Origin of the sequence: Micromonospora sp. LOL_013 (assembly GCF_048060315.1) — a bacterium.
GTDB lineage: Bacteria > Actinomycetota > Actinomycetes > Mycobacteriales > Micromonosporaceae > Micromonospora_E.
This window is the reverse complement of the sequence record NZ_JBHMIQ010000026.1, coordinates 55,415-69,666: the sequence shown is the minus strand read 5'-3', so window position 1 is coordinate 69,666 and position 14,252 is coordinate 55,415. Positions and strand designations below refer to the sequence as shown.

Sequence of the window (14,252 nt, the reverse complement as noted above, 5' to 3'; positions counted from 1 at the left end):
ACTACAGCGTCGCGGAGTACGTTTGCGCCTGTTCGACGGCGGCGAGTGTGGCGGCGAGGCACTCCTCGAGCTCGGAGCTGGCCTGGAACAGGGCGGCCTGGGCCGCTCCGACCGCCTCGTGGCCGCTGCCCTCGAAGGCGGCCGCCAGGCTCTGCTGCGCCTCGGCGATCTTCTCGCTGGCGGCTTGGACGGCAGCCTGGCCCTCCGACACCTGCATTATCGCGGCTTCGATGGCGGACTTGACCTCGGCGACACTCGCCACGGGCGAAACCTCCTCAAGCGGCTGGAAGGCTCTATTAGAGCCTACCGCTGGTGGGTGGTTGCTGCCCGGCTGTCTGGTCCCGCAGATAGGCTGGTCCGCAGCGACCGTCCGGCCGCCGGCGCTTAGCCCGTGTGAGCTGGGCAACTGCCGGTGGCGGATCAGGTATTCAGGCTGAATACCGGTCAGAAGTCCGACACCGGATCGGTCAGCTGCTTGGTCAGCCATCGGGGTCCGCGTATCTGCGCGCCCACTTCGGCGACCCGGTCCGTCAACCGGCGGTCGGCCGTGACGACTACCACCCGCCGGTCCGGTCCGCCCTCGGCGGCGATCTCGACAATCAGATCGTCCCCCGACCCGGGAGCCACGCCGATCCGTACCCCGTCGGTCGGCGGCAGACCACGGGCCGCCCCCTCCACCACCAGGACCACCTCCAGCGGGCCGGTCAGCTCGGGGAGTCCCCGGTCGGCGACGCCGACCAGTTGATTACGCAGCCGGGCGGCCGCCGCCATCCGGTCGCGCCACCAACCGTCGGGTCGGGAGCCGACCACGTTCGCGCCGTCCACGATCAGCAGAGTCCGCATCCGGCAAGCCTGCCAGCATGCGCGGCCGTGGACCCGGCACCCCGGCCGGCCGCCCCAATCCCGACCCACGTGCCGGTACCTCGGCGGCATGCGGGGTGGTTCCGGACGTCGCTCGTCGACCGGGACGTTTGGCCCGGGGCGGCCCGGGTAGCCACAGTCCGGTTCACAGCCGGCGGGGGCGAAACGGCGAGGGGGCGCGCAGATGAGTGACGGACCGTACGGCCCGGGAGGGCTCGGCACCGATCCCTGGGAGGACCTGCTGGCCCGGTTTCTCACCGGCGGCGAGCCCCGGTTGCCGGTGCACCGGGTCGACATCACCCGGCTAATGAGTGGCGATGCCCGTGACCTGCTCACCGCCGCCGCCCGGCGGGCGGCCCAGGCCGGCACCAGCGACCTGGACACCGATCACCTGCTCTGGGCGGCGTTGCAGCGTCAACCGCTGCGGGAGCTGGTCCGCCGGGCCGGGGCCGACCCGAACGGGCTGCTCGCCGAGTTGGGCGGACCGGCGGCCGGCCGGGGCGAGGTACCGGCCAACCTCTCGCTGACCCCGGCGGCGAAACGTGCACTACTGGACGCGCACCAGCTCTCCCGGGCCACCGGCGCGACCTACATCGGACCCGAGCACGTGCTGATGGCGCTGGCGGTCAACCCGGAGTCGGCCGCCGGGCGGATGCTCGCGGCCGGCCACGTCGAACCCCGGTCGCTGCAGAACGCCAGCGCCGAACGCGGCGGTGCGGCCAAGCCGCGGACGGCCCGCGGGACCCCGACCCTCGACCAGTACGGGCAGGATCTGACCGAACTCGCCGCTCAGGGGGCGATCGACCCGGTCGTCGGCCGGGGTGAGGAGATCGAGCAGGCCGTGGAGATCCTGTCCCGGCGGACCAAGAACAACCCGGTGCTGATCGGGGAGGCCGGGGTCGGCAAGACCGCGATTGTGGAAGGACTGGCGCAGCGCATCGTCGACGGGGACGTCCCCCAGACGCTGATCGGCAAGCGGGTGGTGCAGCTGGATCTCGCCGGGCTGGTCGCCGGTACCCGGTACCGCGGCGACTTCGAGGAACGGCTGAAGAAGGTCATCGACGAGATCCGTAACCACGGCGACGACCTCATCGTCTTCCTCGACGAGCTGCACACCCTGGTCGGGGCGGGCGGCGGCGGCACCGAAGGGTCGATGGACGCCAGCAACATGCTGAAACCTGCGTTGTCCCGAGGCCAACTGCGGGTGGTCGGCGCGACCACGCTGGACGAGTACCGGCGCAACATCGAAAAGGACGCCGCGTTGGCCCGGCGGTTCCAACCGGTCCTGGTGCCCGAGCCGACCGTGGCGGACACCATCGCGATCCTGCACGGTCTGCGGGACCGCTATGAGGCGCATCACCAGGTGCGGTTCACTGACGACGCGTTGCTGTCGGCGGCGGAACTCGCCGACCGCTACATCAGCGACCGTTTCCTGCCGGACAAGGCGATCGACCTGATCGACCAGGCCGGCGCCCGGGTCCGGCTGCGCACCCGCACACCGGCCGCCGACGTACGGGACCTGGAACGGCAGCTCGAGCAGTTGCACCGGGACAAGGCTCAGGCAGTCGCCGACGAACAGTACGAACGGGCGTCCGGCCTGCGGGACCAGTTGACGCAGGTGCAACAGCGGATCGAGACGGCCCGCAGCCCGGACAGCGCCGGGGTGCCCCAGGTCAGCATCGAGGAGATCGCCGAGGTGGTATCCCGGTCCACCGGCATTCCGGTCAGCCAGCTCACCGAGGAGGAGCGGGACCGGTTGCTGCGGCTGGAGGGCGAACTGCACCAACGGGTGGTCGGCCAGGACGACGCGGTCACCGCGGTCGCCGAGGCGGTCCGTCGCTCGCGGGCCGGGCTGGGAGACCCGGACCGGCCGGTCGGCAGTTTCCTGTTCCTCGGACCCACCGGCGTCGGCAAGACGGAGCTTGCCCGGGCCCTCGCGGCGGCCCTGTTCGGTGACGCCGACCGGATGGTCCGACTCGACATGAGCGAGTTCCAGGAACGGCACACGGTAAGTCGACTGGTCGGGGCACCGCCCGGGTACGTCGGCTACGAGGAGGCCGGCCAGCTGACCGAGGCGGTTCGCCGACGACCGTACGCGGTGGTGCTGCTCGACGAGATCGAGAAGGCGCACGTCGACGTGTTCAACGTATTGCTGCAGCTGATCGACGACGGCCGGCTGACCGACAGCCAGGGCCGGACGGTCAACTTCCGTAACGTGGTTCTGATCATGACGAGCAATCTCGGCTCGGAGCTGATCACCGGCGGCGGCCGCAGCGTCGGCTTTGGTGGGACGGACGGCGACAGCCCTGACGACGACCTGCGCGAGCGCCTGCTGCGCCGGCTGCAGGAGGACTTCCGTCCGGAGTTCCTCAACCGGATCGACGAGATCATCATCTTCCGGCAACTGGCCCAGCAGCAGCTGCGCCAGATCACCGATCTGCTGCTGGAGGAGACCCGCCGGCGGCTGCATGCCCAGGACATCGCCGTGGAGGTCACCGATGCGGCGGCCGACTGGATAGCCGAAGCCGGATACCAGCCGGAGTTCGGCGCGCGGCCGATGCGTCGGACGATCCAGCGGGAGGTCGACAACCAACTGTCCCGGTTGCTGCTCGACGGCACGTTGGCGGCGGGGCAACGGGTCACCGTCGACGCGCGGGACGGTGGTCTGCGGTTCGATGTCGTCAGCGCGGCCGAAGGGAGGAGACGATCATGAGTCAACCTGAGGAACAACGTGAGAAGTCCGCGAAGACCGACGAGGTGCTGGCCCGGAACAGCCCGCTGGACACCGGGACCGGACCCGGCGCCGTCCTGGCGGACACCGATGTGCGCCCGGAACCGGCCGGTACACAGACCCGGGCCGACTCCGACGATCCGGTGAGCAGCACCGAGCCCCCCGACTGACTGTCAAGGTGAGGAGGTTGTCGATGGCGGCGTACCGGCGTACCGACACCGACACTGATCAGTTGTGGAACGAGTTCCACGCGTACGTGAACATTAGTTCGGAACAGCTGCGTGACTGGCTGCTGACCGAGGCGTCCGGCGAACAAGCGTTCGTCGGACCCGGCGTCGACCTGCCGCAGCCCGGTGGTGCCGTACTGGCGGTGCTGGGCAAACGGCGGGTGGATCTGACCGAACCGGACCGGCAGGTGATGGCGCGGGTCGTCGAGGAGATCCGGGACCTGCTCGCCAGCCGTCCGGCGGCGGGCGCGGCGGACGACCGGTGGCGGCGGGCGCTGCTTGACCTGGGGCACGATCCGCTGCGCGTCGACGCGGACACGGCGGGCTGACCAGTCACCTCCACCTGGCGCACGCCGACGGCGGGTCCCGTTCCCGGTACCCGCCGTCGGGGTGTGGCTCTGCCGGTTCGTCTCCCGGCCCGACCGGCTCGGCCGGGAGACGAACGGCTACGGCCGGGTGATGCCGAGCGAGTAGCTGCCCGAACCGCTGTACGCGTGGACCACGTACCGGTAGTAGCCGGAGGAGCCGCTGTAGGTCAGCGTCTCATCCGGACCGGGGCTGGTGCCGCTGGCCACGCTGACCCAGCTGCTGCCGCTCCACCGCTGCAGGTACAGGTCGAAGTCGCGGCTGGTCGGCCCGTCCAGGCAGGCCCGGTGGGTGCCGGAGCCGGCGCTGAAGTAGCTGCCGTTGGGTTGGATCTGGGTGCCGCCGGAGGAGAGCGAACCGGTGTAGGTGTTCTGGTAGCCGCTGCAGGTTCCGCTGCCCGGCGGCGGGGTGGTCGGCGGGTTGCCGCCACCGCCGGTCCGCAGCGTGAGGCCGTACACCGAGAGGATCTCGTTGACCGGCTGGAAGTAGGTGGTGCCGCCGGTCGAGCAGTTGCCCGAACCGCCGGAGGTGACCCCCTGGGCCTGCTGGCCGGAGAGCCACGACCCACCGGAGTCTCCGGGCTCGGCGCAGGCGTTGGTCCGGGTCAGGCCGGACACTTGGCCCTGCGGGTAGTTCACCGTCGAGTTCTTGGCCTGGATGGTGCCGCAGCGCCAACCGGTGGTGGATCCGGACCGGCAAACCGACGCGCCGACCGCCGCCTCGGCCGAGCCGGCGACCGTGACGTTGCCGCCGCTGTAGTTGTTCACCCACGGCTGCGGCGTCCAGTTCGAGTTGGTCTGTACCCAGGCGTAGTCGTTGCCGGGGAACGACGACCCACGGAAGGTGCCCTGCGACACCTGGTTGTAGCCCTGGGTGGCGGTGCCCACGCTGCCGCAGTGCCCGGCGGTGACGAACCCGCCGGTCACCGAGAAGCCGACCGAGCAGCGCCCGCCCATGTAGTAGGCGTCGCCGCCCCGGACGTCGTACAAGGTGGTCGGCGTCTCATCGGTGCGCACGACCCGTACCGCGTCCGCCGCTGCGCCGCTGCCGGCGACGAAGCTCTCGGCCACCGAGATGTCGCCGCGGGCCAGCACCACCACGGCGTTGGTAGCCACGTCGACGTACCAGCCGGCGACGGCGTTCGCCGGCGCCTTCGCCGCGGTGCGGTCGAGCTTGGCCTTGACCCGGTCGAGTTCGGCCGCGCTGCGGTCGACCACCTTGACCTTCGCGCCGGCGGCGGTCACCGCGGCGGCCTGGGCCGAGTCGGTGACCGCCACGGTCAGCGTGCCGCCGTCGGGGGACAGCCACGCCCCGCCGAAATCGGTGCCGAGGGTGGCACGCAACATTGCTTCCTTCTTGTTGGCGCTGGCCTCCTTGGCGATCCGGACCCGCGCCTGGTCTGCGGTAAGGCCCAGGTCACGCTGCATCGCCGCGAGCATTCCGGGTGCGGCCGCGTCGGCGGCCGGCTGGGCGACCGGCCCGGCGCTGGGTGCTGCCATGGCGGGCATCGCGGCCAGACCGGCCGCGCCCAGTGGCAGGACGGCGGCTGCGGTGGCCGCGATCAGTGCTCGTCTCATCTGCTCCCCTGACGATTGAACGGGAAGTGACTCCGGCGGGGGCCAGGGATCGCCTGGCGGAGCCGACCGGAGGCACGTGGCACCCCGACGTCTCCGATACCGACGGGGGCCGGAGCCCGAACGGTCCGCCGGTCGTGGTGCGCCGTCGGGCCCGGATGTCGGTGTTCGGGGTAACGTTGAGTTGCTGTCAACTTAATGGCGGTCTATGTCAGCAGGCAGATACCAGCTGGCTCATACCGTCACAGCGATCGGTCGGGGCGGAGTGGGGCCGGTCGGGGAGAGGCAGGCCCGGTCAGCCCGGTCAGCCGTCCGAAACCGGGATGCCGGCCAGGCTCTGCGCCCCGAATCCGGGGTTGTCGGCGAGCCAGCCGAGATACTGCGGGTTGCGCCCCAGCGAGTCGGTGTACGCCGTGGTTGCGTGGGTGAACACCCGGTCGGCGAGGGCGGCGGCGGTCGCGTCCGGGTGCCAGCCCAGCAGCAGCCGCCAGCGCAGCGGCGCGCCGGCCAACGGTCGGGTCACCAGCCCGCTGATCGGCCGGAATGTCGCCTGGCACAGGGCGATGGCCTCGCCGGACTCGACCAGGTCGACACAGCCGCGGATGTCGGTCTCGTACATCTTGCGGGGGGTGAACCCGGACCGTGCGCAGGCGGCGGCGAAGCAGTCGCCGAAGCATCCGTCGCCGGGCGCGGCGACCCACTGCTCGTCGGCGAGCATGCCGAGCTCGATCTCTGGGCGGTGCGCCAGCGGGTGGGTCTCGGGCAACAGGACGAAGATCGCGTCGACGGCGACTGCCCGCCACGCCAAACCGAACTCAGCCGATGGGGTGGCGTCGCCGCACACCCCGGTGAGCGCGTAGTCCAGTCGACCGCTGAGCACCATCTGGGCGAGCTCGTCGACGTACCAGGAGGCGTAGGTGCTGATCTGCGCCTGCGGCTGGTCGGCGGCGAGCCGGTGTACCAGGCCACCCAGGATCGGGCTGTTGACCCCGCCGAGCCGGAACCTGCTCATCACGCTGCCCGTGCCGGCCAGCCGGGCCGCTTCGTTCTGCAGCCCCTTCATCGCCGGCAGCAGCACCCGGGCCCGGGCCAGGACCAGTTCGCCCAGTGCGGTCGGCCGGGCACCCCGTCGGTCGCGCTCGAACAAGGGCCCACCGAGAGTCCGTTCGATCCGTTGCAGTTGCGCGGTGAGTGCGGGCTGCGCCAACCCCAACATGGAGGCCGCCTTGGTGACGCTTCCCGTCTCCGCGATGGCGCAGACAACCCGCAGGTGCCGCAGCTCCAGGTTCATAACGTGACGGTAGGACCAGAACGGGATCGACGGGAAGACCTTCGATGCGGGAAACGTTCTCCGACATCAATATGAAACAGAACTGAATGGACATTTCGGACTAGCCGTCGCGGCCGACCCGCGTCGCCGTCAGATCCTCGGGATAGGCGGCACGGCCGGACAGCAGATCCCGGGTCTTGTCCAGCACCCCCAGCGCCGGGTTCACCACCCGGTTCCACGGCGGCCGCAGCGGTCCGTCGCGATGCCCTGCGAATGGGGCGGTACCCCCATGCCGTCGTCGAAACCGTGGGGCGTGCCGCCGCGGGGCTGGGGCAGCGGCCGGACGGCTGGTAAGAAGAACCGCATGACTGCACCCTCCCCGCCGCCGGCGCCGACCGACGAGGTCGTGCGGATCTGCCGCGACCTGCTGCGGATCGACACCACCAACACCGGTGACCCGCTGACCAGCGTCGGTGAACGGGTCGCCGCAGAGTACGTCGCCGACCAGCTCGCCGAGGTCGGCGTCACCAGCACCATCGTCGAGTCCGCACCCGGCCGGGCCAGCCTGGTCGCCCGCATCTCCGGTACCGACCCGTCCCGCGGGGCGCTGCTCGTGCACGGCCACCTCGACGTGGTCCCGGCCGACGCATCCGAATGGTCGGTCCCGCCGTTCGCCGGCGAGTTGCGCGACGGCTACCTGTGGGGCCGTGGGGCGATCGACATGAAGGACTTCGACGCGATGGTGCTCGCCGTGGTCCGTGACTGGCAGCGCAGCGGGACCCGGCCACCGCGCGACATCGTACTGGCCTTCACCGCCGACGAGGAGGCTGGCGGCCGGTACGGCGCCCACCACCTGGTGCAGCGGCACTCCGGGCTGTTCGACGGCTGCACCGAGGCGATCGGCGAGGTCGGCGGCTTCTCCTACACGGTGAGTGACGACCTGCGGCTGTATCTGATCGAGACGGCGGAGAAGGGCATCAACTGGCTGCGGCTGCACACCCGGGGCCGTCCCGGACACGGCTCGATGATGCACGACGACAACGCGGTGACGGCGTTGTGCGAGGCGGTGGCAAGGCTTGGCCGACACAGTTTCCCGATCGTCGTCACCCCGACCGTGCGGGACTTCCTGGCCGAGGTCTCCGACCTGCTCGGCATCGAGTTCGACCCGGACGACCCGGAGTCGACGATCGCCAAGCTGGGGCCGATCGCGAACATCATCGGTGCCACGGTCCGTAACACCGCCAATCCGACCCGGCTGGACGCCGGATACAAGGAGAACGTCATCCCCGGTCGAGCCAGTGCCACCATTGACTGCCGGGTGCTGCCCGGCCAGGAGACCCAGTTCCTGGCCGAGCTCCGCCAGCTGATCGGCCCGGATGTGGCGATCGAACACGTGGAGCGGCAGCCGGCGATCGAGACGACCTTTGACGGTGCGCTGGTCGACGCGATGGCCGCCGCGCTGCGCCACGCCGACCCGGGTGCCCGGACGGTGCCGTACATGCTCTCCGGCGGCACCGACGCCAAGGCGTTTCGCCAACTCGGCATCCGATGCTTCGGGTTCACCCCGCTACGGCTGCCGGCAGAGTTGAACTTCTCTGCGCTGTTCCATGGCATCGACGAGCGGGTCCCGGTCGAGGGGCTACAGTTCGGCGTGCATGTGCTCGACCGCTTCTTGCGCCAGAGCTGACCGCCGGCGCCCCATCGAAGGTGAAGGGAATTTCATCCGCATGACCGACCAGCACACCGACCTCGACGCCGCGCTGGAGCAGGTGTTCCAGGCTGCCCGGGCACATCTGGCCACGGTCAAGGCCGCCGACGGCCGAATCGACGACGACGCCGTCTGGCAGGCGTACGTGGCGCTCAACAACGCGTCGTACGCGTACGACGAGCAGTTGCTGGACGCCTTCGGTGAGGTGACACCCTGGGACGTCGAGTCGATCGATCCGCAGGAGGCGGACGAACGGTTCGGTGTCGGTGCCGGCGGTGTCGACGGCGACGAGCCGGCCGACCCGCACCCGCAGGTCGTCTCGGTACGCCAGCGTCGTGACTACCGGGTGCCGTCGGTCGCCGCGCTGGTCCGCATCGCCGACGCGGCCCGCCGCCAGGGCAGCCCGTCCGCCGAGGAGGCAGAGCCGGTCGGTGGTGTCGGAGAGGCGGTGCTCGAGCTGCTGCAGGCCGGCGACGGCTCACTCGGCGCGCTGGACATCCCGGAGCTGGAACCGCTCGACGGCGTGGTCATGGTGCACGAGGTCACCACGCCGCTGGATCCGGAGGCGTTCAGCGACGGCGATGTCGATGGACCGTTCCGGTCAGTTCCCGGTGACGAGATCGTCGGCCGACTCGACGAGCACGCCTACCTGCCGGACGACGACGGCGACGACTCACCGGCCAGCGGCGGCCCGGCCGGCGGCGGCCTGCGCTAAGCACACCGCCTACGTACTGAGCCCGGGCTGCGGCTGCCGGGCGATCCTGCGCCGGAGCACCACCTGGCGCGTCCCGTCACGGAACAGCCGCACCCGGGCAAGCTCCCAGCCAGAGAACTCGGCCTGAATCGCCAACTGCGCGGCTGCGGTCAACCGGTCGACGTTCGGCGGCAACCGCAGCGGCGCGTACTCGTAGTCCATGACCACCATCCTGCCGCCGGCCCCCGGCTGTGTCACCCGCCGGCCACCTCCGGCGGCGGTGTCACCCGTCGCGTTCCGGATAGCCGACCGCTGGTGCCGACACGTCGTCTAGTGCCCGGGTGATCTCCGTGGGCAGCGTCATCCGTTCGACCTGCAGCGCCCCGACCAGCTGCCCCGCCGTGCGTGCCCCGAGGATCGGCGCGGTGACCCCGGGGCGGTCCCGGACCCAGGCGAGCGCGACCTCCAGCGGTGCCACCCCCAGGCCAGCGGCGGCCGTCGAGACCGCCTCGACGATGCTGGAGCAGCGCGGCTCCAGGTAGGTCGCGACGAACAGTTCCAGATGCGGCGACGCGGCCCGGGAGTCGACCGGGCGGCCGTGCCGGTACTTGCCCGTGAGTACTCCGCGGCCGAGCGGTGACCAGGGCAGCACGCCCAGCCCCAGCGCGGCGCAGGCGGGCAGCACCTCCCGTTCGATCCCACGTTGCAGCAACGAGTACTCGACCTGTGCGGCGACCACGGCGGCTCGGCCGGGCACCGCGGCCTGCCAGGCCGCTGCCCGGGCGGTCTGCCAGCCGCTGAAGTTCGACACCCCGACGTACCGGACCCGCCCGCTGGCCACCGCCGTGTCCAACGCGCCAAGGGTCTCCTCCATCGGGGTGTCCGGGTCGTACCCGTGTACCTGCCACAGGTCGATGTAGTCGGTGCCGAGCCGCCGCAACGAGGCGTCGAGGGTACGCAGCAGATGCCAACGGGACGTGTCACGCCGCCGTGGCCCGCCCGGCCGCAACCCGGCCTTGGTAGCGATGACCAGATCCTTGCGGGGCACCATGCTGTCCAGCAGCGAACCGATGACCGCCTCGGCGTCGCCGTCGCCGTACACGTCGGCGGTGTCGATCAGATTGCCCCCGGCGTCCAGGTAGCTCTTCAGTTGCGCCGCGGCATCGTCGGCGTCGGTGTCCCGGCCCCAGGTCATGGTGCCGAGCGCGAGCCGGGAGACCGCCAGCCCGCTGCGGCCGAGCGGTCGCTGCTGCATGGATGCACCTTAAGCAGATCCTGGCGGTACGGACATCCTCACTCTCGCCGACGTCTGCTGCCGACCGGCACCGGCCGGTCGGCGAGTCGACCGGCCGGTTGTCCAGTGCCGGCGGACGATTGCGTACCCTGGTGCGGCTTGGCCACGGCCGCTGCTCCGGCAGCGCCGTCGACGCCCCGCCTGGCGGGAGATGGGGGATGACTGGGAGTGCGACTCGGACTAAATCTCGGCTACCTCACGGGCGCTGGCTCACCGGCCGACCAACTGGCGCTCGTCCAGGAGGCGGAGCGGCTCGGCTACACGGTGGTCTGGGCCGCCGAGGCGTACGGGTCCGACTCGCCGAGTCTGCTCGCCTGGCTGGCCGGCCAGACCAGCCGGATCGACGTGGGCTCGGCGGTGATGCAGATCCCGGCCCGCACCCCGGCGTCGACCGCGATGACCGCCGCCACCATCGACACGTTGTCCGCTGGCCGGTTCCGCCTCGGCCTGGGGGTCTCCGGTCCGCAGGTTTCCGAGGGCTGGCACGGCGTACGGTTCGGTCAGCCGTTGGCCAGGACCCGCGAGTACGTGGAGATCGTCCGGCTCGCGGTCGGACGCCAGCGGGTCGAGTACGCGGGCAGGCACTACACCCTGCCGCTGCCCGACGGCCCGGGGAAGGCGTTGAAGCTCAACTTCCGCCCGGCCCGGTCGCGGATCCCCGTATATCTGGCTGCGGTCGGCCCCCGCAACCTCGAACTGGCCGGCGAGATCGCCGACGGCTGGCTGGCGGTGTTCTTCTCGCCCCGCACCGCCGCCGATCAACTGGCGTTGATCGCCGCCGGCCGGGCCCGCACCGGTCAGGACCTCACCGGTTTCGACGTGGTGCCGGCCGTGCCGGTGGTGGTCGGCGACGACGTCGCCGCCTGCGCCGACCTGCTGCGCGGGTACGCCGCGTTGTACGTCGGCGGGATGGGCAGCCGGACGCAGAACTTCTACCACCAGCTGGCCACCCGGATGGGCTTCGGTGCCGCCGCCGACGAGGTGCAGGACCACTATCTGGCCGGCCGGCTGCGGGAGGCCGCGGCGGCCGTACCGCTGGAGTTCATCGACCAGACCGCGCTGCTGGGCCCGCCGGACCGGATCGCGCAGCGGATCGGCGAGTACGCCGCCGCGGGGGTGACCACCCTGTCGGTCAGTCTGTTCGACGCCGACACGGAGGCGCGGTTGGCGACGCTGCGGACTGTGGCGCGGGCGTTCGACGTGGCCGGGGTGGGGCGGTGAGCTGGATCGAGGTCATCGTGCTCGGCGTGGTGCAGGGGCTCACCGAGTTCCTGCCGATCAGCTCGTCGGCACATCTGCGGATCACCTCGGCGTTGTTCTTCGAGGCGGACGCAGGCGCCTCGTTTACCGCCGTGACCCAGTTGGGCACCGAGGCCGCGGTGCTGCTCTACTTCGCCAAGGACATCTGGCGGATCACCCGGACCTGGGTCGTCGGCATCTGGAATCCCTCGGTACGCGGCGAGCCGGACTACCGGATGGGCTGGTACGTCATCGTCGGGTCGATCCCGATCGGGGTGATCGGCCTGCTGTTCAAGGATCAGATCCGCGACGGTCTGCGTAACCTGTGGATCACCGCGACCGTGCTGATCGTGTTCGCGCTGATCCTCGCCGTCGCGGAGTACCTCGGCCGGCAGACCCGTACCCTGCAGCGGTTGACTCTGCGGGATGGCGTGATCATGGGGTTCGCCCAGGCGATGGCGCTCATCCCGGGCGTCTCCCGGTCCGGTGGCACGCTGACCGCTGGACTGCTGTTGAACCTCACCCGGGAGGCGGCCGCGCGGTTCTCCTTCTTGCTGGCCATCCCTGCGGTGGTGATGTCCGGGCTGTTCAGCCTGCCCGACGTGTTCGACCCGCAGGGCCGGGCGCCGACGGCGGCCCAGATGGTGGTGGCGACCGCCATCGCGTTCGTGGTCGGCTACGCGGCGATCGCCTGGTTGCTGCGCTATGTCGCGCATCACACCCTGTACGCCTTCGTGCTCTACCGGGTGGCGCTCGGTTCCCTGGTGATGGCGCTACTGGTCACCGGAACCATCTCGGCCACCTGACCGGACCCGACCAGACCCGACCGCTGTGACCGGGTCGGCTGCCGGCCGGCCAGGCCGCCCCCCGTAGGCTGGTCCGGTGGCGACGTTGGTACTCCTGCGACATGGTCGGACGACCGCCAACGCTGAGGGCGGCCTGGCCGGCCGGCAGCCGGTCGAGCTCGACGAGACCGGCCAGGCACAGGCCCGGGCGGTCGGTGCCCGGCTGGCCGGGGTGCCGTGGGCACAGGTGGTCAGCAGCCCGCTGATCCGCTGCCGGCAGACCGTGGAGCTGGCCGTCCCCGGGGCGACCCCGGTGATCGACGACAGGTTGATCGAGTGTGGGTACGGCGAGTGGGAGGGCCAGTCGCTGCGGTCACTGGTGAAACAGCCGCTGTGGCGGGTCGTGCAGGAGCATCCGAGCGCTGCGGTGTTCCCCGGTGGGGAGGCGCTGGCCGCCGTGGCGGCCCGCGCGGTGGCTGCGGTGCGGCACTGGAACGGTGTGGTCGACGCCGAACGCGGGCCCGACGCTCTCTGGCTGGCCTGCACCCACGGCGATGTGATCAAAGCCATCGTGGCCGACGCGCTCGGCCTGCACCTTGACCTGTTCCAGCGGATCGTGGCCGATCCGGCCTCGTTGACGGTGATCCGGTACACGACGACTCGGCCGTTCCTGGTGCGGCTCAACGACACCGGTGGTGAGGTGGCCGGGCTGGTGCCGGCGAAGCGGCGTCGGCCACGGCGTCGGGGTGGGTCGGCCGATTCCGACGCCGCCGTCGGCGGCGGCTCCGGTACCGGCGGACGTGACCGGCAGTGAGCGTACCGGTCAATCGGGTCGGTGCGTTACCGGATCGACCCGGCCGCCCGATAGGGTCGATGACATGACCCACCAGGTGCATGCCTTCGAGCCGCCGGAGCGGTTCGTTGCGGGGACCGTCGGACCGCCGGGGGAGCGGATGTTCTTCCTGCAGGCCCGGGGTGGCGGTCGCGTGGTCAGCGTTGCCCTGGAGAAGGTCCAGGTGTCGCTGCTGGCCGAAAAGCTCGAGGAGCTGCTGGCCGAGGCGCAGCGACGGTTCGGTGTCGATGTGCCGGAACTACCGACCGGGCAGTCGGACAACGAACCGCTGGAAACGCCGGTCGACGAGGAGTTCCGGGTCGGCACGCTCGGCTTGGCCTTCGACGTGGACACCACCACCGTTGTCATCGAGGCCATAGCCGCCGGTGAGCCGGAAACCGGGCTCGAAGCCGGCGACGACGACGGCCTGCTCGACGACGATGACGACGACACTGACGACGAGGTCGACGCCAGTCTGGACCGGCTCCGGGTCCGGCTGACCCCGGCGGCGGCCCGCGGCTTCATCGACCGGGCACGCCGGGTGGTGGCCGCCGGGCGTCCACCCTGTCCGCTCTGTGGTCAACCGCTGGACCCGCGCGGCCACCTCTGCCCGCGGCACAACGGCTATCACCGCTGAAGTGAGGGAGATCGGCCGGCAGCCGGCGGTGGAC

The 14,252-nt window shown here is 71.0% G+C and carries 15 protein-coding genes; 9 read left to right on the top strand and 6 right to left on the bottom strand.

Annotated features, from left to right (window positions below):
* Nucleotide 1 precedes the first annotated feature (1 nt).
* Nucleotides 2–262: a hypothetical protein gene (locus ACFHWS_RS18465; RefSeq protein WP_278168988.1), complete on the bottom strand. Its 261-nt coding sequence runs from the start codon at nucleotides 260–262 to the stop codon at nucleotides 2–4.
* A gap of 182 nt (nucleotides 263–444) precedes the next feature.
* Entirely contained in the window at nucleotides 445–843 is a 399-nt protein-coding gene (locus ACFHWS_RS18460) for a hypothetical protein (protein WP_416568630.1), read from the bottom strand.
* A gap of 202 nt (nucleotides 844–1,045) precedes the next feature.
* Here ACFHWS_RS18460 and ACFHWS_RS18455 point away from each other — a divergent pair, with 202 nt between their 5' ends.
* From ACFHWS_RS18455 to ACFHWS_RS18445, 3 genes are read left to right on the top strand one after another with little or no spacing between them, the layout of a single operon-like run.
* Nucleotides 1,046–3,574 (top strand): ATP-dependent Clp protease ATP-binding subunit, encoded by a 2,529-nt coding sequence (locus ACFHWS_RS18455; RefSeq protein ID WP_416555794.1) that lies wholly within the window; start codon nucleotides 1,046–1,048, stop codon nucleotides 3,572–3,574.
* Nucleotides 3,571–3,762 (top strand): hypothetical protein, encoded by a 192-nt coding sequence (locus ACFHWS_RS18450; RefSeq protein ID WP_278168993.1) that lies wholly within the window; start codon nucleotides 3,571–3,573, stop codon nucleotides 3,760–3,762. Before ACFHWS_RS18455 ends, ACFHWS_RS18450 begins: the two co-directional genes overlap by 4 nt.
* 23 nt (nucleotides 3,763–3,785) lie before the next feature.
* Nucleotides 3,786–4,148 (top strand): DUF3140 domain-containing protein, encoded by a 363-nt coding sequence (locus tag ACFHWS_RS18445; RefSeq protein ID WP_416555795.1) that lies wholly within the window; start codon nucleotides 3,786–3,788, stop codon nucleotides 4,146–4,148.
* Between the two features lie 117 nt (nucleotides 4,149–4,265).
* Here ACFHWS_RS18445 and ACFHWS_RS18440 read toward each other — a convergent pair whose 3' ends face one another.
* Nucleotides 4,266–5,762 (bottom strand): S1 family peptidase, encoded by a 1,497-nt coding sequence (locus ACFHWS_RS18440; protein ID WP_416555796.1) that lies wholly within the window; start codon nucleotides 5,760–5,762, stop codon nucleotides 4,266–4,268.
* 301 nt (nucleotides 5,763–6,063) lie between these two features.
* On the bottom strand, nucleotides 6,064–7,050 hold the full coding sequence (locus ACFHWS_RS18435; protein ID WP_416555797.1) for a LysR family transcriptional regulator: 987 nt from the start codon (nucleotides 7,048–7,050) through the stop codon (nucleotides 6,064–6,066).
* Between the two features lie 343 nt (nucleotides 7,051–7,393).
* Here ACFHWS_RS18435 and ACFHWS_RS18430 point away from each other — a divergent pair, with 343 nt between their 5' ends.
* Entirely contained in the window at nucleotides 7,394–8,716 is a 1,323-nt protein-coding gene (locus ACFHWS_RS18430) for a M20/M25/M40 family metallo-hydrolase (protein ID WP_416568629.1), read from the top strand.
* A gap of 40 nt (nucleotides 8,717–8,756) precedes the next feature.
* Nucleotides 8,757–9,452 (top strand): hypothetical protein, encoded by a 696-nt coding sequence (locus ACFHWS_RS18425; protein ID WP_416555799.1) that lies wholly within the window; start codon nucleotides 8,757–8,759, stop codon nucleotides 9,450–9,452.
* Nucleotides 9,453–9,461: 9 nt separating this feature from the next.
* Here ACFHWS_RS18425 and ACFHWS_RS18420 read toward each other — a convergent pair whose 3' ends face one another.
* Nucleotides 9,462–9,653 carry a DUF5703 family protein gene (locus tag ACFHWS_RS18420; RefSeq protein WP_278169002.1) on the bottom strand — a complete coding sequence of 64 codons (192 nt, stop codon included), beginning with the start codon at nucleotides 9,651–9,653 and terminating at the stop codon, nucleotides 9,462–9,464.
* Between the two features lie 61 nt (nucleotides 9,654–9,714).
* Complete coding sequence (locus tag ACFHWS_RS18415) at nucleotides 9,715–10,686, bottom strand: aldo/keto reductase (protein ID WP_416568628.1); 972 nt, start codon at nucleotides 10,684–10,686, stop codon at nucleotides 9,715–9,717.
* 207 nt (nucleotides 10,687–10,893) lie between these two features.
* Between ACFHWS_RS18415 and ACFHWS_RS18410 the strand changes: the two genes are divergently transcribed.
* The 4 genes from ACFHWS_RS18410 (at nucleotide 10,894) to ACFHWS_RS18395 (ending at nucleotide 14,218) form a co-directional block, all read left to right on the top strand.
* Nucleotides 10,894–11,946, top strand: a complete 1,053-nt coding sequence (locus ACFHWS_RS18410) for an LLM class F420-dependent oxidoreductase (RefSeq protein ID WP_416555801.1) — start codon at nucleotides 10,894–10,896, stop codon at nucleotides 11,944–11,946.
* A complete protein-coding gene (locus ACFHWS_RS18405; RefSeq protein ID WP_278169005.1) occupies nucleotides 11,943–12,770 on the top strand; it encodes an undecaprenyl-diphosphate phosphatase in 828 nt (275 codons plus the stop codon). Before ACFHWS_RS18410 ends, ACFHWS_RS18405 begins: the two co-directional genes overlap by 4 nt.
* A 76-nt stretch (nucleotides 12,771–12,846) precedes the next feature.
* On the top strand, nucleotides 12,847–13,563 hold the full coding sequence (locus ACFHWS_RS18400) for an MSMEG_4193 family putative phosphomutase (RefSeq protein ID WP_416555802.1): 717 nt from the start codon (nucleotides 12,847–12,849) through the stop codon (nucleotides 13,561–13,563).
* Nucleotides 13,564–13,627: 64 nt separating this feature from the next.
* A complete protein-coding gene (locus ACFHWS_RS18395; RefSeq protein ID WP_278169007.1) occupies nucleotides 13,628–14,218 on the top strand; it encodes a DUF3090 domain-containing protein in 591 nt (196 codons plus the stop codon).
* The last annotated feature ends 34 nt before the right edge of the window (nucleotides 14,219–14,252 follow it).